The sequence below is a fragment of the Pseudonocardia kujensis genome, assembly GCF_021283305.1.
GTDB classification, from domain to species: domain Bacteria; phylum Actinomycetota; class Actinomycetes; order Mycobacteriales; family Pseudonocardiaceae; genus Pseudonocardia; species Pseudonocardia kujensis.
The window spans coordinates 49,085-69,685 of record NZ_JAJSOK010000036.1; the positions used below are offsets into that span (position 1 = coordinate 49,085).

Sequence of the window (20,601 nt, forward strand, 5' to 3'; positions counted from 1 at the left end):
GTGGACCGTGGACGCGATGGGCTCGAAGACGTCCTCGAGCTCGGCGAGCACACCCGGGTCGGCGCCCGCCATGATCGTCAGCGCGCCCTTCTCGGCCGCCGCGGCGCCGCCGGAGATCCCGGCGTCGACGTACCGGACGCCCCGCTCGGCCAGCAGGCCGTGGATCCGCCGCGTCGACCCGGGCGCGGCCGTGCTCAGGTCGACGACGACCTGCCCCTCCCGGCACGAGTCCAGGACCCCGTCCTCGCCGAGGACGACGGCCTCGACGACCGTGCTGTCCGGCAGGCTGAGCAGGACCACGTCACTGTCGCGGGTCACGGCGGCCACGGACTCCGCCACGTCACCGCCCGAGGCCCTGGCGACCTCCGGGTCCCTGTCGTACGCGAGGACCCGGCGGCCGGCCGCGACCAGGCAGCGGGACATGCGGCCGCCCATGTTCCCGACACCGATGAATCCGATCCGACGGTTGGGCACGTCGTCGGCCTCCTTCCGCGGGGGGTGGCCCGCATTGTATGACGAGCGGACGAGCTGATGGCTCGGCCCGCGCCGCCGTTGACGACCGTCGCCCGGCCGGTCATGGACGAGGAGACCGCCGACGCCAGGAACACCACGGCGGCGGCGATCTCCGCCGGGCTCCCCTGCCGGCGCAGCGGGTCGCTGGTCGCGACGTCCGCGTCCACCGCCTGCTGCCCGCCGAGGAACTCGATCACCGGGTCCAGGACCTGCCGAACGCGGGGTTGCGGGCCACGGCGAGCACCACCACGATCAGGAGGCCCTCGACGATGTTCTGGACCGCGGAGCTGACGTGCGCGACGTTGACGAGGGTGACCAGGAGGGTGAGCAGCATGGCGCCCGCCCACACCCCCGGCACCACGCCGCGGCCGCCCGCGATGAGCGAGCCGCCGAGCACGACGACGGCGATCGACTCCAGCTGGAACGGCGTGCCGAGCTCCAGCGACGGGCCGCCGGCGTGCGCCGCCAGCAGGATGCCGGCCAGCCCGGCCAGCGCCGCGGAGAGCACGAACGCCCCGGCCCGGACGAGCCGCGGGTCGATCCCGGCGAGCCGCGCCGCCGTGGCGCTCTGCCCCACGGCCTCGGTGCGCCGCCCGTAGCTGGTGCGCTTGAGCAGCACCGCGAACACGATCGTCAGCAGGACGCCGAAGATCGCGAAGATCGGGAACGGGCCCCAGTTGCCGTCGACGAAGCTCGACAGGCCCGGGCTCGGCACGCCGGTGCTGTTGCTGGAGAACACCAGGACGGCGGTCTGGATGGTGAAGCCGACGGCCAGCGTGCCGACGAGCGGCGGCATCCCGACGACCTCGACGAGCAGCGCGTTGACCAGCCCCGCCCCGATGCCGACCGCGATCGCGACGATCAGGCCGAGCACGAGGTTGCCGTCGTCGCCGTTCATGACCTGGCTGCCCAGGTAGGCGCTGATCGTCATGACGAAGGGCACCGAGAGGTCGATGCCGCCGTTGCCCGAGGTGATCACGAAGAGCTGGCCGATGCCGACCATGACCAGGTAGGTGGCCACGCTGGCGCCGATGGCCAGCGTGCCCCACAGCCCGTTGCCGGAGACCAGCCAGGTGGCCAGCCAGATGACGAGCGCTCCGACGAAGGCCGGCAGCGCCGGCGAGCGGGTGATCTTCGTGAGCACGGGCTCGCGCGACGGCGCGGCGAGGGTGGCGGTCATGCCAGGCCTCCGGTCTCGATACGGCGGCGCCACCAGGTCACGCCTGCCCGCAGGACGAGGATCAGGACGAGCACGAGGCCCTGGGTGCCGACCTGGTAGCTGGAGGGGACGTCCAGGAACTGCAGAAGGGTGGCGATCAGGCCGATGACGAGTGCACCGGCCACGGTGCCGACCGGCGAGACGTCACCGCCGCGGAAGCTGCCGCCGCCGACGATCACGCCGGCGATGGACAGCAGCACGTAGCTGGTGGCGATGTTCGGGTCGCCCGAGGCGGCCTGCCCGGAGAGCACGATCCCGGAGAGCACGCCGAGCAGTCCGGCGATGCCGTAGAGCGCCATCTTGGTGCGCACCACGGACCAGCCGGCCCGGCGGATGCCCTCGGGGTTGCTCCCGGAGCCGCGCAGCACTGCGCCGTAACGGGTGCGGTTGAGGAACAGCGCGACGACCACCGTCACCACGACGATCGCGACGATCGTCCCGGGGACCAACGGGGGCGACCAGTCCACGAAGGACACGATGCCCTCCGGCACGGTGCCGCCCGGCGTCGGCAGGATCAGGATGGCCAGGCCGAGCCACACGAACGACATGCCCAGCGTCACGATGATGGACGGCAGCCGCCGCACCGCGATGAGCATCCCCATCAGCGCGTACGCCACCACCAGCCCGACCAGCAGCAGGATGCCGGTCAGCGTGTGGGTGGGCAGGATCGTTGCGACGGTCACGTTGACCAGTCCGACGAAGGAGCCGATGCCCAGGTCCACGTCGCCGGCGGCGATCACGAACATCTGCGCCAGGCACGCGAGCACCAGCGGCAGGAGGCTGGACAGCAGCAGCGACAGGCCGAGGTAGCTCGACGCCGCCGGGGCCACCGCGAAGATCACCACGAACATGATCACCGCGGCGACGACGGGCAGGAACCAGGAGCCGAGCGAGCCGCCGGTGAGGCGGCGGGCGGGCCGGGGTTCGGGGGCCCGGATCCCGGGCCGGGTCTGGACGCTCTGGGTCATGACGCACCTGCCACGGACGAGGAGACTCCGGCGAAGGAGGAGGAGAGGATGGCGTCCTCGGTGGCCTCGGAGCCCGCCAGGACGGCGACGATCTCGTGGCTGCGGAACACGAGCACCCGATCGCAGTGCCGGAGCTCCTCGTTCTCGGTGGAGTACCAGACCACGCACTGGCCCTCCGCGGCCTGCCGCCGCAGCAGGGCGTAGACGTCCTCCTTGGTGGACTGGTCGACGCCGCGGGTCGGGTCCTCGAGCAGCAGCAGGTCCGGGTCCTCGGCCATGGCCCGGGCCATCAGCGCCTTCTGCTGTGTGCCGCCGGAGAGGCTGACGATCGGGTCCTCCGGGCCGCCCTTGATGCCCAGCCTGGGCCACCAGCCGTCGACCAGCCTGCGCTCGGCTCCCCGCGACACGAACCCGGCGGTGCTGAGCCGCTTGAGGTTCGCGATCGTGACGTTCTGGCCGACGTCCCAGTAGCGGAAGATGCCGCGGTCGCCACGGTCGCCGCTGACGTAGGCCACGGTGCCGTCGACGGTCACGTCCTGGCGCAGGGTCCGTTTCGGTCCCGGCAGGCGGGAGCGGGCGGCCTTGGCGAGCGCCTCCAGCACGGCCACCTGGCCGTGGCCCTCGAGCCCGCCGAGGCCGATGATCTCCCCGGCGCGGAGTTCGACCTCGGCACCGGTGGCGCGGTCACCGATGCGCACTCGCACGGGGGCGCCGTCCGGGACCGGGGGCCGCTCCACGTCGGACACCGTGCGCTCGCGCGCGGCCTCGTGCCCGCCGACGCCCATCGCCGCGACCAGCGACTCCTTGGTCGACGTGGCCGCGACCTCCTCGGAGACGATCCGCCCGTCCCGCATGATGTAGAGCCGCGAGAGGTTGTCGATCATCTCGTGCAGCCGGTGCGTGGTGACGATCGCCGAGAGGCCCTCCGCCGCGCGCCGGTGCAGGTAGGCGTAGAAGCTCTCCGTGGAGCTGGCGTCCAGTGACGACGTCGGCTCGTCGAGGATCACCAGCTTCGCCGGCACCTCCCCCGGGAGCATCGCCGCCGCGCACTCGATCATCTGGCGGCGGGCGATCGAGAGGTCCCGGATCTGCTGCTGTCGGCGGATACCGTGCCCGGGGAACATCTCGTCCAGCACCGTCTGCAGGTGGTTCCAGGCGGCCGTGCGCCACGAGGTACCGCGTACGGAACGGTCGAACACGGCCGCGGTCTCGTCGACGCGCAGCGCCGGGCAGAGCGACAGCTCCTGGAAGACGATCCGGATGCCCAGCGCGTCCGCCGACGCGACGGGAGCCGTGGCGTCCCGGGTGGTGCCGTCGAGCGTGACCGTGCCGGCGTCCCCGGCCAAGCGGCCGGTGACGACGTTGAGCACGGTGCTCTTGCCGGCGCCGTTGTGCCCGGCGATGCCGATCAGCTCGCCCCTGGCCAGCCGGAACGCGGCGTCGTCGACCGCGAGGGTCGACCCGAACCGCTTGGTCACGCCCTCGACCGAGAGCAGGGTCTCGCGCATGTTTCCGCCTCCGGTGGTCATTGCGCCGCCTCCGGCAACGGGGAGTCGACGTGCAGCGGGTTGCCCGAGGCCGACGCGTCGATGAAGCGCTGCGAGTCCTCGCGCGAGAGCACCTTGTTCGCGACCTCGCCGTAGCCGAGGTGGCTCGCCCACGCGTCCCGGTTCTGCTCGGGGATGGTGAGCACGGGCGCGTACACCAGCTTCGGCACCGGCGTGCCCGCCAACACGTTGACCGCGACCCACATCGCCACGGTCGACATCGACGGGTACGAGGAGACCGACATCGTGGTGTAGTCCGGGACCTGCTGGGCGACCTTCTGCCAGATCTGCAGGTCCTGTCCGGTGTTGCCCATGACGACCAGCGGCAGCGGGTGCACACCTCCCTGCCGGAAGGCCTGCATCGCGCCGCCGCCGTCGTTGCCCTCGGTGAGCACGGCGTCGATCTTCGGCAGGGACGGGAGCACCCCGGCGACCTGCTGCTGGGCGACGGACTCGGTGAACTGGCCGTAGACCTCGCTCACCAGCTTCATGTCCGGGTACTTCTTCAGCACGTTCTGGACGCCGGCGTAGACGTCGTTGTCCACGGAGTTGCCCGGGATGCCCCGGACCATGAGGATGTTCCCCTTGCCGCCCAGGCGCTGTGCGACGTACTCGGTCTCCAGCTCGCCGTACTTCACGTAGTCCGTGGCGACCTTGTAGGCGCAGTCCGCGGTGACCAGCGAGTCGAACGCCACCACGGTGATCCCGGCGTCGCAGGCCTTCTGGATCGAGCCGTTGAGCGCGGTCGGGGAGGCCGCCTCGACCAGGATCGCCTTGTAGCCCTGGATGATCATCGACTGGATCTGCGCGGCCTGCTGCGGCACGGATCCGTTGGAGTCCGCGACCGAGTACTTCCCGATGATCCCGGCCTTCTGCGCACCGGTCGCCCCGCTCTGGAAGCTGGAGACCATCTCCTTGCGCCAGTTGTTGCCGGTGTAGTAGGTCGACAGCCCGATGCTCGGCGCTGCGCCGGGCTCCGTCGACGGCCCGGCGCCGCACGCGGCGGCCAGGCAGGTCAGTGCGGCGAGGCCCGCCGCCAGCAGCGCGGGGCGCCGCCGGGCAGATCTGACGTTCACAGCCCAACCTCCTTGGTGGGGTGGATCGGACCTAGTCGAAGCGGACGACGCCGCGGATGATCGTGCCGTTGTGCATGTCCTCGTAGGCCGAGGCGACCTGGTCGAGCGAGTACTCCTTGGTGATCAGCTCGTCGAGCTTCAGCCGGCCGTCCCGGTACATCTGGATCTGGCGCGGGATGTCGCCCATCGGGCTGCACGAGCCGAAGTGGGTGCCCTGGATCCGCTTCTGGTAGGTCACCAGCTCGGTGATCGGCGCCGGGATGCCGACCTCGGTCATGTCGCCGATGCCGGTGCAGACCAGGGTCCCGGCCTTGCGGATCGCGGCGAAGCCCCTGCCGATGTGCTCGCCGGTCGTGCGGCCCACGGTGACGACCGCGACGTCGCAACCCTGCCCGTCGGTGAGGCTGCGGCCGTACTCGATGGCCTCGTCGACGTCGGCGAAGGCGCGGGTGGCGCCGAGCTCGAGGGCCTTCTCGCGCTTGAACTCCACCGGGTCGACGGCGATCACGTGGTCCGCCCCCGCGTGGCGGGCGCCCTGCACCGCGTTGATGCCGACACCTCCGACGCCCATCACCATCACGACGTCGCCCGCGGCGACCTGGCCGGCGTTGACCGAGGAGCCCCAGCCGGTGCCCACCGCGCAGCCGAGCAGGCAGATCTTCTCCAGGGGCACGTCCTTCGGCACCTTCACCGCGGACTGGGTGCTGATCACGGTGCGCTCGGCGAAGGTGCCCAGCCCGCACATCTGGCCGACGGGCGAGCCGTCGTCCAGGTGCACGCGGTAGCTGCCGAGGTCGTCGAAGCGCCCGCCCATCAGCAGGGTCGCGCCGAGGTCGCAGAGGTTCTGCATGCCCGCCGCACACCAGCGGCACTGCCCGCACGAGGGCAGGAAGGAGGTCACGATGTGGTCGCCGACCTCCCAGCCGGGGGTGTGCGGGCCGACGGCCTCGACGACGCCGCCGCCCTCGTGGCCGCCGAGCCAGGGGTACACGGCCGGGACCATGTCGCCGGTGGCGAAGTGGTCGTCGGAGTGGCACATGCCCGTGGCCACCATCCGCACCCGGATCTCGCCCTGGCGCGGGGCGTCGAGCTCGAGGTCGACGGTCTCGTAGGTGCCCGGCGCCTTCCGGATGATCGCACCGCGTGTCTTCATGACGTCCTCGTCCTCACTCGTCGGTACTGTTCTGCCCGCTGAGCCAGCGGGCGATCTCGGTGTGGTCGGCGTCCTCGGGAAGGTCGTCGGCCGCGCGCCTCCAGAGCGCGAGCGCATCGTGCGAGAGCGGGGTCGGCACGCCGGTCGACTCGGCCAGCGCGACCGCGATCCCCATGTCCTTCACCATCAGCCGCAGCCCGAACCCGGAGTCGTAGGTCTCCGGGACGATGAAGTCCGGCCACTTCTTCTCGGTCGAGCCGCTGCGGCCGCTGCTGGTGTTGACCGCGTCGAGCACCTGGCCGACGTCGAGTCCGAACCTCCGGGCGACGAGCATGGCCTCGCTCGTGACGAGCAGGTGCGTGGCCGAGAGCAGGTTGTTCAGCGCCTTCACCGCGTCCCCGGCGCCGGCGGGGCCGACGTGCAGCACCCGCGAGCCCAGGACCTCCAGCAACGGGCGGGCCCGCTCGACGTCGGCGTCCGTGCCTCCCGCGACGATCGTCAGCGAACCGGCCCGCGCCCCCGACACGCCCCCGGAGACCGGCGCGTCGACGTAGGCCACGCCGCCTTCGGCCGCCAGCTCGGCGATGCGGCGGGTGGCCTCGGGCTCCGACGAGCTCATGTCCACGACCAGCGTCCCGCTCGGCAGGGCCCCGAGGACGCCGGTGTCGAACAGCAGCGCGTCGACCACCCGGGAGTCGGGGAGCATGAGGACCACGACGTCGGCGCCGTCGACCGCGCGCAGCGGGTCCGCCTCGGCGGTACCGCCCGCCTCGGCCAGCGCGGAACGGGCCGCCTCGCTCAGGTCGCTGCCGGTCACCGGGTAGCCGGCGGCCAGCAGGTTGCCCGCCATGGGCAGGCCCATCCGGCCGAGCCCGACGAACGCGACCCGGGGCCGTTCACTCATCGGCCATCTCCTTCAGCACGCGCTCGGCCACGCGGAAGGACTCCAGGGCGGCGGGAACGCCGCAGTAGATCGCGGTCTGCAGGAGAACCTCCTGGATCTCCTCCGGCGTGCAGCCGTTGTTGATCGCACCGCGGACGTGCACGCCCAGCTCGTGCATGCGGTTGAGCGCCGTGAGGATCGCGAGGTTCAGCAGGCTGCGGGTCTTGCGCTCGACGCCGGGGCGGTCCCAGATCTCCCCCCAGCAGTACCGGGTGACGAGCTCCTGGATCGGCCGGCCGAACTCGGTGACGTTGCCGAGGGACCGGTCGACGTGGGCCGACCCGAGGACCTCGCGCCGAATCCCGAGACCCCGTTCGTAGAGGTCGTCGGTGGACTCGGTGACGGACATGGACGTGCTCCTGTCGGTTCGGTGTCGCGGTGCGGTGTCGCGGTGCGGTGTCGCGGTTCGGGAAGGGGTCCGGCTCGGGGTCAGCCGTACATCTGCCGGTCGACGGCCTCGTGGTCCCAGGCGCCGGCACCGCCCGAGGGACGGACCGAGGACAGCACCGCCGACCCGCCGTCGGCACTCACGCAGCTGCCGGTCACGTACCCGGCCCCGGGGCCGAGCAGGAAGGCGGCGACCGAGGCGATCTCCTCGGGCGTGCCGGCCCGGCGCAGCGGGCTCGTCGACGCGCGTTGCCGCATGTCGTCGCGGCCGCCCGGCTTGTCGGCGTTCGCGGCGAAGAGCTCGGTGGGGACGATCCCGGGCGCGACGGCGTTGACCCGGATGCCCAGCGGGCCGCCGTAGACGGCGGCCCCGTGCAGCAGGCCGAGCACCGCGTGCTTCGAGGTCTGGTACGCGATCAGGTCGGCGCTGCCGCGCAGGCTCGCGATCGAGGCGGTCAGCACGACCGCGCCGGTGGCCTCGCGCCGGCGGTAGTCGCGGAACGCGGCGCGCAGACCGAGGAACATGCCCCGGACGTTCACCGCCATCGTCCGGTCGAAGTCGGCGACGTCGAGGTCCGGGAAGGGCGCGAGCGAGCTGCCGATCCCGGCGTTGAGATGGTGCAGGTCGACCCGACCGAAGCGGGCGATCGCCGCGGACATGTAGGCGTCGACGGTGGCCTCGTCGGCCACGTCGCCCACCACGGCGACGGACTCGGTCGGCAGGCCGGCCGCCAGCTTCTCGGCGGCCTCACCGTCGACGTCGACGACCACCACGTGCGCGCCCGCGGCGGCCAGCAGCTCGCAGCTCGCGCGCCCGATGCCGTGGGCCCCGCCGGTGACGACGGCGACCTGGTCCTGGTGGACGGATGTCACAGGGGAACTCCGGGAGGTCAGGGGATCTGGACGATGTCCGGGGCGACGGCGGCGAAACGCTCGCGCACCAGCGGGTCGTGGCCCGCGACGACCGAGGTGCGGGGCGCCTGCGCGAGCTCGGCGACCCTGTCGAAGGCCCGGTACATCGCGGCGAGGTCCGTCACCGAGTGGAACGGGCGGTCCCGCTCCACCTCCTCGTAGTAGTGCACCGCGTCCGAGGCCAGCACGACCGTGCCGGCGTCCGTCTCGACGTTCACGACGAGCTGGCCCGGGGTGTGCCCGCCGACCTGGACGAACGAGACGCCCGGGGCGACCTCGCCGTCGCCGCGGACCATCGTCAGCCGGTCGTCGCCGCGCAGCTTCTCCAGGTACCGGAGCTCGTCGGCCTCGACGGAGGTGGCGAACTGCAGCCGCGTCGCCATCGGCGAGGTCCAGAAGGCGTACTCCTCCTCGGCGATCACGATCTGGGCCTCCGGGAACACCGAGAGGTTCCCGATGTGGTCGTAGTGCGCGTGGCTGACGACGACGGTGTCCACCGAGCCGGGCGCGAGGTCGAGGCGGCCCAACAGGTCGGCGGGCTCGGTGAGCGTCGTGCGCGCCCGCTTGTCGCCGCCCGAGCGGGAGAAGCCGGTGTCGACGAGCACGCAGCGGTCGCCACGGCGGACGACCCAGAAGTAGTAGTCCATGTCCACCGGCTCGTCGGCCTCGCCGTAGAGCCAGTGGTTCAGATAGACCTTCGACTTCCTCGTGCTGCGCGTTCCGTAACGCACCGCGTACACCTGGTTGTCCATTGCCGACCTTCACCTCGCTGCGATGTCGGATCGTCTGGCAATCCGACAATGCCGGACCCAAGCCGGTGGCGAGCCCGATGTCAAGGGTCTCGTGAGGATTGACGAGCGGACGACGATCACCTACGGTTCGTCTGACAATCAGACAGTGTGACGTTGGGAGCCGCAGTGACCCTGCCGGGCAGCACGGTCCGGCCCGTCTCCCCCGGTTCCCCCGGTGGGGCGTGCAGTGCTTCACCCCGGGCGGCGAGCTCATCGGCAAGATCCGGGTGCCCGAGGCCACCGCGAACCTCGCGTTCGGCGGGCCCAAGCGCAACCGCCTCTACATCACCGCGACCTCGTCGCTCTACGCGATCTACCTGAACGTCACCGGCGCCCAGTCGCCCTGACGCCCCCGGACCACCGGGCGCCCGGACCGTTCGGCGCCCGGGCCTCGCCGACCCGGCCCGAGGCCCGCTGCGAGGTCGGCTACGCCGCCGGAGTGAGCGGTCCTGCGGCGCGTCTCCCGGACGACCGTCCCGCGTCGGCGAGCCGAGTGGCGTCCGGGCGCAGCCCCGATCTCCCCGGCCGGGTTAGGGTGGCATCGGCGGCCCTCCGCGGAGGTCACCCGCCGGCACGGCGGCGAGCGCCGGCGGGCGCCGCCGGTCGGGAGGTAGGAGTTGGCGACGCATGCCCTGAGCCCCGCCCTGGCGTCGGCACTGCGCCGGGCGGAGGTGAACCCCGCGGGCCTCACCGACGCCGAGTACGTGGCCCTCCTCGGGGCCGACGGCCCGGATCTCGCCGCGCTGACGGCCCTGGCGGACGCGGTGCGGGAGGCGGCCGCCGGGTCCGCGGTGACCTACGTCGTCAACCGGAACCTGGACCCGGCGCTGGCCGCGCGGGACCCGGAGCTCGCCCGCGACCTGGTCGCGGAGGCCTGGAAGCTCGGGGCCACCGAGATCTGCATGCAGGGGCCGGTGCCGGAAGGAGCCGACCACCTGGACGTCGTCCGGCTGGTGAAGCAGCAGGCGCCGGTGCACCTGCACGCCTTCCGCCCGGCCGAGGTGGCGGACGGCGCCGCGCGCCTGGGCGTGTCCCCGCGGGAGTTCCTGCTGGCCGCGAAGGAGGCCGGGCTCGACTCCGTGCCGGGTACCGCCGCCAAGATCCTCGACGACGAGGTGCGCGCCCGGCTCGGCCCCGACCTCCCCGTCGCCCGGTGGGTCGAGCTGATCGAGACCGCCCACGCCGTGGGGCTGCGCTCGACCGCGACCATGGTCTACGGGCACGTCGAGACGCCGGCGCAGCAGGTGGCACACCTGCGCACCCTCGCCGCGATCCAGGACCGGACCGGCGGGTTCACCGAGTTCATCCCGATGCCCGTGCAGCCCGCGCAGGTCCCGCCGGGGCTCGCCGTCCGCCACGCCGACCGGCGCGAGACCCTCGCCCTGCACGCCGTGGCGCGGCTGCTGCTGCACGGCCGGATCGACCACGTCCAGGCGGCCTGGCCGAAGCTGGGCCGGGACCTGTCCCGCGCGGTGCTCGCCGCCGGCGCGGACGACGCGGGCGGCCTGCTGCTCGACGGGACGCTGGACCCGTCCGCGGGCGCCGAGGCCGGCCTGCAGCTCACCGTGGCGGAGGTCGCGGCGATCGCCCCGCCCGGCCGCGGGATCCGCCAGCGCACGACGTCCTACGGCACGCCGTGAACGTCGGCCCGGTGCACGTCGACGCCCTGGACGGCGGCGCCGTCGACGTCGACGTCGCGATCGTCGGCGCGGGCTTCGCAGGCCTGGGCATGGCCGTGCAGCTCGCCCGGCGCGGCCGGGAGAGCTTCGTCGTGCTGGAGCGGGCCCGCGAGGTCGGCGGGACCTGGCGGGACAACGTCTACCCGGGCGTCGCGTGTGACGTCCCCTCCCACCTCTACTCGCTCTCGTTCGCGCCCAAGCACGACTGGTCGCGCATCTACGCGGGCGGCGCGGAGATCCAGCAGTACCTGCGCGACGTCGTCCGGGACGAGGGCCTGCGGCCCCACCTGCGGTTCGGCGCGGAGATGCTCACCGCGCGCTGGGACGGCCGGTGGACCGTCGAGACCACCGCGGGCACCGTGCGCGCACGGGTGCTGGTGATGGCGGCCGGTCGGCTGTCCGAGCCGCGCATCCCGGACTTCCCCGGCCTCGCGGACTTCCCCGGCCCGGTGTTCCACTCCGCGCAGTGGGACCCCTCGGCGCAGCTCGACGGGCTGCGGATCGGCGTGTGCGGGTCCGGCGCGTCGGCGGTCCAGATCGCGCCGCACCTGGCCGAGCGGGCCGGGCACCTCGTGCTGTTCCAGCGCAGCGCACCCTGGATCGTGCCGCGGCGGGACCGCGAGTACACCCCCGCCGAGCGGGAGGCGTTCGCCCGGGATCCCGCCTCCGCCCGCCGGCTGCGCGCGGAGCTGTTCACCGCCGCGGACCGCAACGTCGCCCAGCGGTTCGGCGCCCGCCCCGCGATCGACGAGCTGCGCGACCTCGCGCTCGGCCACCTCGCCGCCCAGGTCCCGGACGCGGCGCTGCGCGCCCGGCTGACCCCGGACTACGAGATCGGCTGCAAGCGCGTGCTGCTGTCCGACGACTTCTACCCCACCGTGACCAGGCCGGACGTCACGCTGGTGTCGGCGGCGCTGGAGCGGCTCGAGGGCCGCACGGCGGTGGCCCGCAACGGGGACCGCCACGAGCTCGACGCCCTCGTCCTCGCCACGGGGTTCCTCGCCGCCGAGGCGCCGTTCGCGGGCCGGGTGACCGGCCGGGACGGGATACGGCTCGCCGACCACTGGTCCCGCGGCATGACGTCCTACGCCTCCACCGTCGTCTCCGGCTTCCCCAACCTGTTCGTGCTCGACGGGCCGAACGCCAGCCTCGGCCACAACTCGGCCATCCACATGATCGAGACCCAGATCGACTACGTCCGCGGCGCCCTGGACCACCTCGCCGCCCACCCCGGCGCGGAGCTGGAGGTCACCCCGGCCGCCGAGCGCGCCTACACCCGCGACATCGACGCCCGCTCCGCCCGCACCGTCTGGCTCCGCGGCGGCTGCCGCAGTTGGTACGTCGACCCTCGCAGCGGCAGGCTCACCCTGCTCTGGCCCGGCTCCGCGCAGTCCTTCCGCGACCTCAACGGCACCTTCGACCCGGCTCCGTACCGCTGACCCCGGCCAGGTGCGGTACCCGCCCCTCCGCGCCCGGGCATGATCTCGTCGAACCCCGGGGAAGAGGAGCGCACATGTCGGAGCTGGCCGTCGGAGCCTGGCTGGGAACCACGTGGTCGACCGAGGACATCGTGGCCGTGGCGAAGGACGTGGAGGCCGCGGGCTACGACGGCATCTGGGTCGCCGACCACTTCATGGCCAACACCGGCTCCACCGAGGTGTCCGACGTGCCGCTGCGCGAGTGCTTCGCCGTGCTCGCCGGGCTGGCCACCGCGGTCCCGCGGGTCCGGCTGGGCAGCCTCGTCGCGGGCATGACCTACCGCCACCCGGCCGTCCTCGCCAACACCGCCGCCACGATCGACGACCTCAGCGGCGGCCGGCTGGTCCTCGGGATGGGCGCGGGCTGGCAGCTCAACGAGCACGCCGCCTACGGCATCGAGCTGGGCCCGGTCCGCGAGCGGATCGACCGGCTCGAGGAGGGCCTGGCCGTGCTCGACGGCCTGCTCCACTCCCCGCGCACCACGGTGAAGGGCGCGCACTACACGATCACGGACGCCCCGGCCGTCACCACGGGGCAACGGATCCCGCTGATGCTCGGGGCCTCCGGCGAGCAGCGGATGCTCGGCATCGTGGCGCGGTGGGCCGACGAGTGGAACTGCTGGTCCACCCCGGAGGTCTTCGCGCACAAGTCCGCGGTGCTCGACGAGCACTGCGCCCGGATCGGCCGCGACCCCCGCACGATCCGCCGCTCCACACAGGCGATCCTGCAGATCGACGGCTCCCCCGCGGACGCCCCCGCCGGCGTCGTCGCCGGCTCGGTGGACCGGATCGTCGACGTGATCGGCCGGTGGCGTGAGACCGGTCTCGACGAGCTGATCGTGCCGGCCATCCGCGGGGACGCCGACCGGGCGCGGGAGCTGTTCGGCCGCTTCCACACCGAGATCAGGCCACAGCTGGACTGAGGACACCGAGGGGGCGCTGCTGCGCAGCCCCACCCCCACGTCGGGTGGGCGAGATGCGCTGACCTGGTGCGTGCGGATCGATCCGGGCCGCGCCGCGGGGTCGGCGGGGACCCGTCGAGGTCTGGCGCCGACACCGCCCGGGTGTCACGGTCCCGACGGAACACGGGTCGCCCTGTCCCCGCCGCCCGTCGCGCAATAGGTTGCTGACCATGCCGGCGGCGGCGAGGCCGTCGGGACGCACCCCGGCGCGGTGTGCCTGGTCGAAGGGGACGACATGGACGGACGCGGCGACGACCGCGCGACGCGGACACCCGAGCGGACGCTCGAGGACCTCCGCGCCCGCCTGGCCGCCGAGTCGGCGCTGCTCGTCGCGTTCTCGGGCGGGGTGGACTCGGCGCTGGTCGCGGCGGTGGCGCACGAGGTCCTCGGCGCGCGGGCACTCGCGGTGACCGCGGTCTCGGCCAGCCTGCCGGGCGCGGAACGGCGGGCGGCGGCGGAGTTCGCCCGGCGGCACGGCATCGCGCACGTCGAGGTGTGCACGGACGAGCTGACGCGGCCGGAGTACGTCGCCAACCGCGGCGACCGGTGCTACCACTGCAAGTCGGCGCTGTTCGACGTCCTCGAGCCCCTCGCCGCGCTCTCGGGTGCCGCCGTCGCGCTGGGGACCAACCTCGACGACCTCGGCGATCACCGCCCCGGCCTGCGGGCGGCCGGGGAACGGGGTGCCGTCGCCCCGCTCGTCGACGCCGGCATGGGCAAGATCGAGGTCCGGGCGGTGAGCGCCGCGCTGGGCCTGGAGACCACCGCCAAGCCGGCCGCGGCGTGCCTGTCCTCGCGGGTCGCGTACGGGGAGCCGGTGACCCGCGAGGTCCTCGGCCGGATCGAGGCGGCCGAGGACGGTCTGCACGGCCTCGGTTTCCCGGTGTGCCGGGTCCGGTCGCACGCGAACGGGACCGTCGCCCGCGTCGAGCTGCCCGAGGAGGAGCTCGAGACCGCGGCGGGACGGCGCACCGAGATCGACACCGTCGTGCGCGCGGCGGGGTTCGAGTTCTGCGCACTCGACCTGCAGGGGTTCCGGAGCGGCCGGATGAACGTCCTGCTGGGGCTCCCCCGGGCGGGCGTCCGATGAGCCCTGGCCGCGGCTTCGACGACCTCGGCTACGCCCGACCGGACACCGACCGCGAGGCCCGCTCCGGCCTGCCCGAGGTGATCTTCGGGCCCGGGAAGACGCCGGATCAGGTCGCGGGCGTGGCGCGCAGCCTGCTGGCCGCCGGGGACGGACCGGTCCTCGTGACCCGGGTCGACCGGCCCGTCGCCGACCAGGTCCTCGGCCTGGTTCCCGGCGGGCGGTTCGACGAGGCGGCGCGCCTGCTCCGGTGGCGCGAGCCGGCCCCCCTCGCCTTCCGGCTCGCGGTGGTTGCCGCCGGGACGTCCGACGGGCCGGTCGCCGTCGAGGCGGCGGCGGTCGCGCGGGCGATCGGTCTCGAGGTCGAGCGCATCGACGACGTCGGGGTGGCCGGGCTGCACCGCCTCCTGGCCGAGCAGGACCGCATCGCGAAGGCCGACGCCGTCGTGTGCATCGCGGGGATGGAGGGCGCGCTGCCCAGCGTCGTCGCCGGTCTCGTCGCGGCCCCCGTCGTCGCCGTGCCGACCTCGGTCGGCTACGGGGCGGCCCTGGAGGGAGTGACCGCGCTGCTCGCCATGCTCACGTCGTGCGCCGCCGGCATCACCGTGGTCAACATCGACTCCGGCTTCGGGGCGGCGCTCGCCGCCTTCCGCATCGCCCGGTCGGCCCGGCGGAGCGGGTCCGGAGGGTGATCGTCTGGGTGAACCCGGTCAGCGGGATCTCCGGTGACATGTTCCTCGGAGCCCTCCTCGAGCTCGGTGCACCGGTCGAGGGGGTACGGGCCGCGGTCGCGTCCACCGGGCTCACGGGCTGGACGCTCGAGCCCAGGAGGGTCCACCGGGCCGGCCTCGCCGCCACCCACGCCGGGGTCCGGGTCGACGACGACGTCCCGGCCCGGCGGGCCGCCGAGCTCCGGGCGCTCGTCGCCCGGGCACGACCCGACGCGGTCGCGGCCGTCGCCGTCGCGGCGGTCGACGCCCTCACGGAGGTGGAGGCCGCCCTGCACGGCGTGCGCCCGGAGGAGGTGCACCTGCACGAGATCGGCGGGGTCGACACCGTGGTCGACACGGTCGGGGTGGCCGCCGCACTGCACCTGCTCGACGTCCGGACGGTGCGGTCGGGCCCGCTGGGCCTGGGCGCGGGGACCGTCGGCGGGAGCCACGGTGTGCTGCCGCTGCCCGCCCCGGCGACCGCCGCGCTCCTCGCCAGGGCCCGGGCGCCCGTGACCTCCACGGGGCTGCCCGGGGAGAGCGTGACCCCGACCGGCATCGCGCTGCTCCTCGCCGTGGGCGCCGAGTTCGGACCGGTGCCGACGATGACCGTGCAGGGGGTCGGGTACGGCGCGGGGAGCCGGGACGTCCCGGGCCGGCCGAACGTGCTGCAGGCACTGCTGGGTGCGCACGGGCCGGAGGCCGGGGGCCACGAGGAGATGACGGTGCTCGAGACCACCGTGGACGACGTGTCCGGCGAGGTGCTCGGTCACGTCCTGGAGCGGCTCCTCGAGGCCGGCGCCGCGGACTGCTGGATCACCCCGGCCACGATGAAGAAGTCGCGGCCGGGGCACGTCGTGCACGTGCTCGTCGCCGCCGCCCGCCTCGAGACCTGCGAGGAGGTCCTGCTGCGCGAGACGGGGAGCCTGGGTTCCCGGCGGGTCCGTGTCGACCGCCGTGCGCTCCCCCGGCACTTCTCGACCGTGGAGGTCGGGGGGCGCTCGATCAGGGTCAAGCACGGCCCGTGGGGTGCGAAACCGGAGCACGACGACGTCGCCGCGGCCGCCGCCGCGCTCGGCCTGCCGCTGCGCGAGGTCGCCGACCTCGCGCGCGCCGCGCTGGCGCGGACGGGCTGATCACCGGCTCTGGGCGACCACCTCCAGGTCCGGCGACCCGGCCAGGGTGTTCGAGACGTAGCAGACCCGGCGGGCCCCCTCGACCAGGCGGTCGAGCTCCTCGCCGCGCGGCTCCGCGGCGCGGACCAGGACGGTGAAGCCGGCGAACCGGAGCCCCTCGTAGCGGCCGGTCACGTCGACCTCCAGCTTGCGCAGATCGACGTCGCGCTTGCGCGCGGTGTAGGCGATCGCCAGCGTGAAGCAGGACGCCAGGGCGGCGAGCAGCAGTTCCGTGGGCTGCGGGCCGGTCCCGGTGCCCCCCGCGGAATCCGGCTCGTCAGCCACGACGGTGAAGCCGCCGGCGTCGACCTCCGCCCGCAGACCTCCCGTCCAGCGCGCCGAGACGCTCCGCTCCGATACTCCCATGTCCTCCTCCTTCGCCGCCGGACACGCCGGCGGGTCGTCCGGTCCGGGCACCCCGGGACGCGTGCAACACCTGTGCAACCGGGGTGGGGCACAGTGATCGGCATCACCGATCGGCCGTGGTCGGTGCACCGCACGCAGTGACCCCCTGATCCTTGGGAGCCGTCGATGACGACCGCCGTTCCCTCGCCACCGCTCCGCCTGGCGCACTGCCGCGGGGAGTGCTCCGCCGCGCCACTCCGTGACTCGCACGACCGCCTCCTGGAGGTCGACACCGACCCCGACGCCCTGCTGGAGCTGATCGAGACGGCGGTGACCTGGCACGAGCTGGACTACTCCGGCTGCGCCGTCGTCGGACCGCAGGAGTGGCTGACCTTCGCCGACCGGCACCGTTGGGTCCATCCGGAGCGCGCGGCCTGGGCGTTCGCGCTCGCGGTCGACATCGTCGGGCGCGGCTCCGTGCGCCCCGGCGGACCGCACCTGCGCGCGGTCGGCACCGCCCACGCGCTCTGAACCCGGTCGGCCGGGCACCGTCCCCATATTTCCGATCGTAGAAGAACTGCGACTATCAGAAAAAGGTGCTCCCCGTGCCGCCCGCCGACTTCCTCGATCTCCCGGACCGCGCCGCCAAACCCCGCACCACGGGGCTCACCCACGTCCTCGACCCCGGCGCGGGAGTCCGGGCCGTCGCCGACCTGCTGTCCTCGGCCGCGGCCCACCTCGACATCTGGAAGGTCGGCTGGGGCACGGCGTACGTCGACGCCGGACTCGACGCGAAGATCGCGCTGCTGCGCCGGCACGGCATCGCGGTGTGCCTGGGCGGGACCATGCTCGAGATCGCGTGGGCGCAGGACCGGGTCGAGCGGTGCCTGGGCTGGGCCGCTGACGCGGGCTTCGACCACGTCGAGGTCTCCCGCGGCACCGTGCCGATGTCCCTTCAGGACAAGAGCCGGCTGATCGCGCACGCGGCACGGCGGTTCACCGTGCTCGCCGAGGTCGGCAGCAAGGCGCCGGGCGACCAGCAGGCGGCCCGGACCTGGCCGCACGAGTGCGTGAGCGATCTCGAGGCCGGCGCCGCCCTCCTCGTCACGGAGGGGCGCCAAAGCGGAACGGTCGGCACCTTCGACTCCGCGGGCCGCGTGCGGCCCGACGTCGTCGAAGCGGTGGTGTCCGCCGTGGACCCCGCCCGGGTCGTGTTCGAGGCGCCGCGGTCGACGCAGCAGGCCTGGTTCGTGCGGCGGTTCGGGCCCGACGTCAACCTCGGCAACGTCGGCCTCGGCGAGGTGCTCTCGGTCGAGACCCTGCGGCTCGGTCTGCGCTCCGACACCGCCGCACTCCCCACCCAGCAGTCCGCGGGCGCCGGACCGGCATGAGCGGGGCGGACCGACCGTGGCCGGGGCCGAACTTCGTCCCGCTCCGGTACCGGGGCGTCGCCGTGACGACGGTCCCGCCGGACGTGGCCCTCGACGAACCGTCGCTCCGCGCCCACCTGATGGGTCGGCAGGCCTACCGGCGGACCCGCTTCGTGGTGGCGCGCCGGGACCCGCACGTCCCGGGCCCGACCGCCCTCGTCCGCGTCGAGCGCCGGGACCCCGGTCCGCTCTTCTCCGAGGTGACGGCCGTCGAGATGCTGGCCGGACCCGCGGAGTGCACGTGGGTGCGCGCCCCGGAGGTCGACACCGGCATCCCGTCGGCCCTGGCAGCGGTCGCGCGGGACCGCGCCCCCGGCTCCCGGGCGGTCGTCGTCGAGGGGCGCTACTCGCACGTGAACTTCATCCTGGACGCGCAGCCACTGCCGGTGGTCGTGCACGAGGTCGTTCCCCCCGAGCCCGCGAAGCTGGCCGACCAGGCCCGCCGGGTGGTGGCCGTGAGCGAGGACCTGCGCCCGGTCCGGATCATCGAGCGCTCGGAGGACCTCGCCGAGCTCGCCGCCCGCGCACCGACCGGGCACTACCTCCTCCCCTGCCGCGGATCCGGCGGCGAGGTGCCGGGCGCAGCCGTGTCCTACCTGGACGAACATCCGCCCCGGGCCGACTGGACGCTGCTCGGCTGCACCCGCTCCCTGCAGATCCACCGCTGGTTCTACGGCGACGAGCCCCCGACCGTCGACTTCTGTCCCAAGCGGAGGGTCGGGCGGAGCCGGCCGGAGCGGCCCACGCTGACCAAGTGCTGCCTGCAGGAGGAGGGCCTCGACCAGGGCGACGGCTGGGTGTCGGTGCCGTGGGGCTCGTCCCTGGCCCACGTGCGCGAGGCCCTGGCCCTGCTGACCGAGCGGGAGGGCGGACCGTGGGCAGCCGGCTGAGCGCGTCCCGGGTGTACCGGCACCTCTGGGGTGGCCCGGAGACGGACGCACTGTTCGACGAGGAGGCCATGTTCCGGTCGTGGCTGGAGGTGCTGGTCGCGTTGGCGCGGGCCCAGGCCGAGCTGGGCATCATCCCCGTCGCCTCCGCGGAGGCGATCGGGGCGGGCGCCCGGGTCGAGGACCTCGACCTGGACCACGTCGCCGAGCAGACCCGGGCGACCTCGCACTCCACGCTCGGCCTGATCCGCGGCCTGCAGCGGCTCCTCCCGGAGCACGCCCGCGAGCACGTCTACCTGGGGGCGACGGTCCAGGACGTCACCGACACGTGGTTCGGGACGGTCCTGCGCGACGTGGGCGGGATCGTCCGGCGGGATCTGTGCGCGCTCGAGCGGGCCCTGCTGGATCTCGCCGCGGCACACCGGACGACGCCGATGGCCGGCCGCACCCACGGCCAGCCCGGCTCGCCCATCACCTTCGGGTTCAAGGTGGCCTCGTGGGCCGACGAGATCGGGCGCCACCGGAGCAGGTTCGAGGAGGGCCGCGCCCGCTGGGAGGTCGGCCAGCTCGCCGGGGCCGTCGGCAACCTCGCCTTCTTCGGCGCCGCCGGCCCCGAGCTGCGCCGGCGGTTCTGCGCCCGGCTCGACCTCCACGACCCGGGGATCTCCTGGCTCACGGCCCGGGACCGCATCGCGGAGTTCGGCGGGTGCCTCGCCATGGTCTGCGGCACCCTGGCGCGCCTCGGCACCGAGGTCTACGAGCTGGCGCGCCCCGAGATCGGCGAGCTGGCCGAACCCGCCCCGCCGGGCGCGGTCAGCAGCATCACCATGCCGCACAAGCGCAACCCGGAGATCGCCGAGCACCTCGACACCCTGGCGCGGCTCGCCCGCTCGTCCGCCGGCGTCCTGCTGGAGGGCATGGTCGCCGCGCACGAACGGGACGGGCGGGCCTGGAAGGCCGAGTGGATCGCGCTGCCCGAGGTCTGTCAGCTGACCGCGACCGCGCTCCGCCTCGGCCGCGGCCTCGTCGAGGAGCTCGAGGTGCATCCGGACGCCATGGCACGAACCCTGGCGCGTTCCGGTGGGTCGACCGCCGAGCGAGTGCTCGCCGGCCTCGCCGAGCGGATCGGGAAGCACCGGGCACAGGCCGTCCTGCACGACATCCTCCGGGTCGAGGGCGGGGACCTCGCCGAGTCGCTCGCCGCGCGCGGGCTCGCCACGGCGGACGAGGTGCGGGCCTGGGCCACCGGGAGCGCGATCGACGCCGCCGCGGCCATGGTGGACACCGTCCTGGCCCGGGCCGCCGAGCGCGACGGCGTGGCGGCGGCCCGGGCCAGGAC

General features: G+C 73.9%; 21 protein-coding genes and 2 pseudogenes. 11 read left to right on the forward strand and 12 right to left on the reverse strand.

Features of this window, described 5'->3' with window-relative positions:
* Nucleotides 1-6: 6 nt before the first annotated feature.
* From LWC35_RS39490 to LWC35_RS23255, 11 genes and pseudogenes are all read right to left on the reverse strand, one after another.
* Nucleotides 7-519, reverse strand: a pseudogene (locus LWC35_RS39490) (NAD(P)-dependent oxidoreductase); the annotation flags it as partial.
* 38 nt (nucleotides 520-557) lie between these two features.
* A pseudogene (locus LWC35_RS39495) lies at nucleotides 558-710 on the reverse strand (SDR family oxidoreductase); the annotation flags it as partial.
* The gene (locus tag LWC35_RS23215) at nucleotides 707-1,693 is read right to left on the reverse strand and encodes an ABC transporter permease (protein WP_232872361.1); all 987 of its coding nucleotides are present in this window, start codon (nucleotides 1,691-1,693) and stop codon (nucleotides 707-709) included. The pseudogene LWC35_RS39495 and the gene LWC35_RS23215, both read right to left, overlap by 4 nt.
* Complete coding sequence (locus LWC35_RS23220) at nucleotides 1,690-2,700, reverse strand: ABC transporter permease (RefSeq protein WP_232872362.1); 1,011 nt, start codon at nucleotides 2,698-2,700, stop codon at nucleotides 1,690-1,692. The genes LWC35_RS23215 and LWC35_RS23220 overlap by 4 nt, the downstream gene beginning before the upstream one ends.
* A complete protein-coding gene (locus LWC35_RS23225) occupies nucleotides 2,697-4,229 on the reverse strand; it encodes an ATP-binding cassette domain-containing protein (protein WP_232872363.1) in 1,533 nt (510 codons plus the stop codon). The genes LWC35_RS23220 and LWC35_RS23225 overlap by 4 nt, the downstream gene beginning before the upstream one ends.
* Nucleotides 4,226-5,323, reverse strand: a complete 1,098-nt coding sequence (locus LWC35_RS23230) for an ABC transporter substrate-binding protein (protein ID WP_232872364.1) — start codon at nucleotides 5,321-5,323, stop codon at nucleotides 4,226-4,228. Before LWC35_RS23230 ends, LWC35_RS23225 begins: the two co-directional genes overlap by 4 nt.
* Nucleotides 5,324-5,354: 31 nt before the next feature.
* On the reverse strand, nucleotides 5,355-6,476 hold the full coding sequence (locus LWC35_RS23235) for an NDMA-dependent alcohol dehydrogenase (RefSeq protein WP_232872365.1): 1,122 nt from the start codon (nucleotides 6,474-6,476) through the stop codon (nucleotides 5,355-5,357).
* A 13-nt stretch (nucleotides 6,477-6,489) separates the two neighbouring features.
* Complete coding sequence (locus tag LWC35_RS23240) at nucleotides 6,490-7,380, reverse strand: NAD(P)-dependent oxidoreductase (RefSeq protein WP_232872366.1); 891 nt, start codon at nucleotides 7,378-7,380, stop codon at nucleotides 6,490-6,492.
* Nucleotides 7,373-7,768, reverse strand: a complete 396-nt coding sequence (locus LWC35_RS23245) for a carboxymuconolactone decarboxylase family protein (RefSeq protein WP_232872367.1) — start codon at nucleotides 7,766-7,768, stop codon at nucleotides 7,373-7,375. Before LWC35_RS23245 ends, LWC35_RS23240 begins: the two co-directional genes overlap by 8 nt.
* 80 nt (nucleotides 7,769-7,848) lie before the next feature.
* Nucleotides 7,849-8,679 carry an SDR family NAD(P)-dependent oxidoreductase gene (locus LWC35_RS23250; RefSeq protein WP_232872368.1) on the reverse strand — a complete coding sequence of 277 codons (831 nt, stop codon included), beginning with the start codon at nucleotides 8,677-8,679 and terminating at the stop codon, nucleotides 7,849-7,851.
* 17 nt (nucleotides 8,680-8,696) lie between these two features.
* On the reverse strand, nucleotides 8,697-9,470 hold the full coding sequence (locus tag LWC35_RS23255) for an N-acyl homoserine lactonase family protein (RefSeq protein WP_232872369.1): 774 nt from the start codon (nucleotides 9,468-9,470) through the stop codon (nucleotides 8,697-8,699).
* Nucleotides 9,471-9,691: 221 nt separating this feature from the next.
* Between LWC35_RS23255 and LWC35_RS40425 the strand changes: the two genes are divergently transcribed.
* From LWC35_RS40425 to larC, 7 genes are all read left to right on the forward strand, one after another.
* The gene (locus LWC35_RS40425; protein ID WP_232872370.1) at nucleotides 9,692-9,856 is read left to right on the forward strand and encodes an SMP-30/gluconolactonase/LRE family protein; all 165 of its coding nucleotides are present in this window, start codon (nucleotides 9,692-9,694) and stop codon (nucleotides 9,854-9,856) included.
* Between the two features lie 270 nt (nucleotides 9,857-10,126).
* The gene (locus tag LWC35_RS23265; protein WP_232872371.1) at nucleotides 10,127-11,149 is read left to right on the forward strand and encodes a radical SAM protein; all 1,023 of its coding nucleotides are present in this window, start codon (nucleotides 10,127-10,129) and stop codon (nucleotides 11,147-11,149) included.
* Nucleotides 11,146-12,627, forward strand: a complete 1,482-nt coding sequence (locus tag LWC35_RS23270) for a flavin-containing monooxygenase (protein WP_232872372.1) — start codon at nucleotides 11,146-11,148, stop codon at nucleotides 12,625-12,627. Before LWC35_RS23265 ends, LWC35_RS23270 begins: the two co-directional genes overlap by 4 nt.
* 74 nt (nucleotides 12,628-12,701) lie before the next feature.
* Nucleotides 12,702-13,589 carry an LLM class flavin-dependent oxidoreductase gene (locus LWC35_RS23275; protein WP_232872373.1) on the forward strand — a complete coding sequence of 296 codons (888 nt, stop codon included), beginning with the start codon at nucleotides 12,702-12,704 and terminating at the stop codon, nucleotides 13,587-13,589.
* A gap of 274 nt (nucleotides 13,590-13,863) precedes the next feature.
* Entirely contained in the window at nucleotides 13,864-14,718 is an 855-nt protein-coding gene (gene larE / locus LWC35_RS23280; RefSeq protein WP_232872374.1) for an ATP-dependent sacrificial sulfur transferase LarE, read from the forward strand.
* The gene (gene larB, locus LWC35_RS23285; RefSeq protein WP_232872375.1) at nucleotides 14,715-15,407 is read left to right on the forward strand and encodes a nickel pincer cofactor biosynthesis protein LarB; all 693 of its coding nucleotides are present in this window, start codon (nucleotides 14,715-14,717) and stop codon (nucleotides 15,405-15,407) included. Before larE ends, larB begins: the two co-directional genes overlap by 4 nt.
* On the forward strand, nucleotides 15,404-16,561 hold the full coding sequence (larC, locus tag LWC35_RS23290; protein WP_232872376.1) for a nickel pincer cofactor biosynthesis protein LarC: 1,158 nt from the start codon (nucleotides 15,404-15,406) through the stop codon (nucleotides 16,559-16,561). The genes larB and larC overlap by 4 nt, the downstream gene beginning before the upstream one ends.
* Here the strand turns inward: larC and LWC35_RS23295 are convergent, their stop codons facing one another.
* Nucleotides 16,562-16,966: an OsmC family protein gene (locus LWC35_RS23295; RefSeq protein ID WP_232872377.1), complete on the reverse strand. Its 405-nt coding sequence runs from the start codon at nucleotides 16,964-16,966 to the stop codon at nucleotides 16,562-16,564. It lies immediately after the preceding gene.
* 165 nt (nucleotides 16,967-17,131) lie between these two features.
* Between LWC35_RS23295 and LWC35_RS23300 the strand changes: the two genes are divergently transcribed.
* The 4 genes from LWC35_RS23300 to LWC35_RS23315 all read left to right on the forward strand — a co-directional run.
* Nucleotides 17,132-17,476, forward strand: a complete 345-nt coding sequence (locus tag LWC35_RS23300; protein ID WP_232872378.1) for a hypothetical protein — start codon at nucleotides 17,132-17,134, stop codon at nucleotides 17,474-17,476.
* 74 nt (nucleotides 17,477-17,550) lie between these two features.
* Entirely contained in the window at nucleotides 17,551-18,336 is a 786-nt protein-coding gene (locus tag LWC35_RS23305) for a phosphosulfolactate synthase (RefSeq protein ID WP_232872379.1), read from the forward strand.
* Nucleotides 18,333-19,265 (forward strand): XcbA family protein, encoded by a 933-nt coding sequence (locus LWC35_RS23310; RefSeq protein ID WP_232872380.1) that lies wholly within the window; start codon nucleotides 18,333-18,335, stop codon nucleotides 19,263-19,265. Before LWC35_RS23305 ends, LWC35_RS23310 begins: the two co-directional genes overlap by 4 nt.
* On the forward strand, nucleotides 19,250-20,601 hold a 1,352-nt coding region (locus LWC35_RS23315), incomplete at its 3' end, for a class-II fumarase/aspartase family protein (protein WP_232872381.1). The genes LWC35_RS23310 and LWC35_RS23315, both read left to right, overlap by 16 nt.

Bases quoted from the DNA above. Each gene is read 5' to 3' on its own strand.
- LWC35_RS23300 (WP_232872378.1), top strand. From the start codon at position 17,132: ATGACGACCGCCGTTCCCTCGCCACCGCTCCGCCTGGCGCACTGCCGC.
- LWC35_RS23255 (WP_232872369.1), bottom strand. From the start codon at position 9,470: ATGGACAACCAGGTGTACGCGGTGCGTTACGGAACGCGCAGCACGAGG.
- LWC35_RS23235 (WP_232872365.1), bottom strand. From the start codon at position 6,476: ATGAAGACACGCGGTGCGATCATCCGGAAGGCGCCGGGCACCTACGAG.
- LWC35_RS23310 (WP_232872380.1), top strand. From the start codon at position 18,333: ATGAGCGGGGCGGACCGACCGTGGCCGGGGCCGAACTTCGTCCCGCTC.
- larE (WP_232872374.1), top strand. From the start codon at position 13,864: ATGGACGGACGCGGCGACGACCGCGCGACGCGGACACCCGAGCGGACG.
- LWC35_RS23215 (WP_232872361.1), bottom strand. From the start codon at position 1,693: ATGACCGCCACCCTCGCCGCGCCGTCGCGCGAGCCCGTGCTCACGAAG.
- LWC35_RS23245 (WP_232872367.1), bottom strand. From the start codon at position 7,768: ATGTCCGTCACCGAGTCCACCGACGACCTCTACGAACGGGGTCTCGGG.
- LWC35_RS23275 (WP_232872373.1), top strand. From the start codon at position 12,702: ATGTCGGAGCTGGCCGTCGGAGCCTGGCTGGGAACCACGTGGTCGACC.
- LWC35_RS23220 (WP_232872362.1), bottom strand. From the start codon at position 2,700: ATGACCCAGAGCGTCCAGACCCGGCCCGGGATCCGGGCCCCCGAACCC.
- LWC35_RS23295 (WP_232872377.1), bottom strand. From the start codon at position 16,966: ATGGGAGTATCGGAGCGGAGCGTCTCGGCGCGCTGGACGGGAGGTCTG.
- larB (WP_232872375.1), top strand. From the start codon at position 14,715: ATGAGCCCTGGCCGCGGCTTCGACGACCTCGGCTACGCCCGACCGGAC.
- LWC35_RS23240 (WP_232872366.1), bottom strand. From the start codon at position 7,380: ATGAGTGAACGGCCCCGGGTCGCGTTCGTCGGGCTCGGCCGGATGGGC.
- LWC35_RS23225 (WP_232872363.1), bottom strand. From the start codon at position 4,229: ATGACCACCGGAGGCGGAAACATGCGCGAGACCCTGCTCTCGGTCGAG.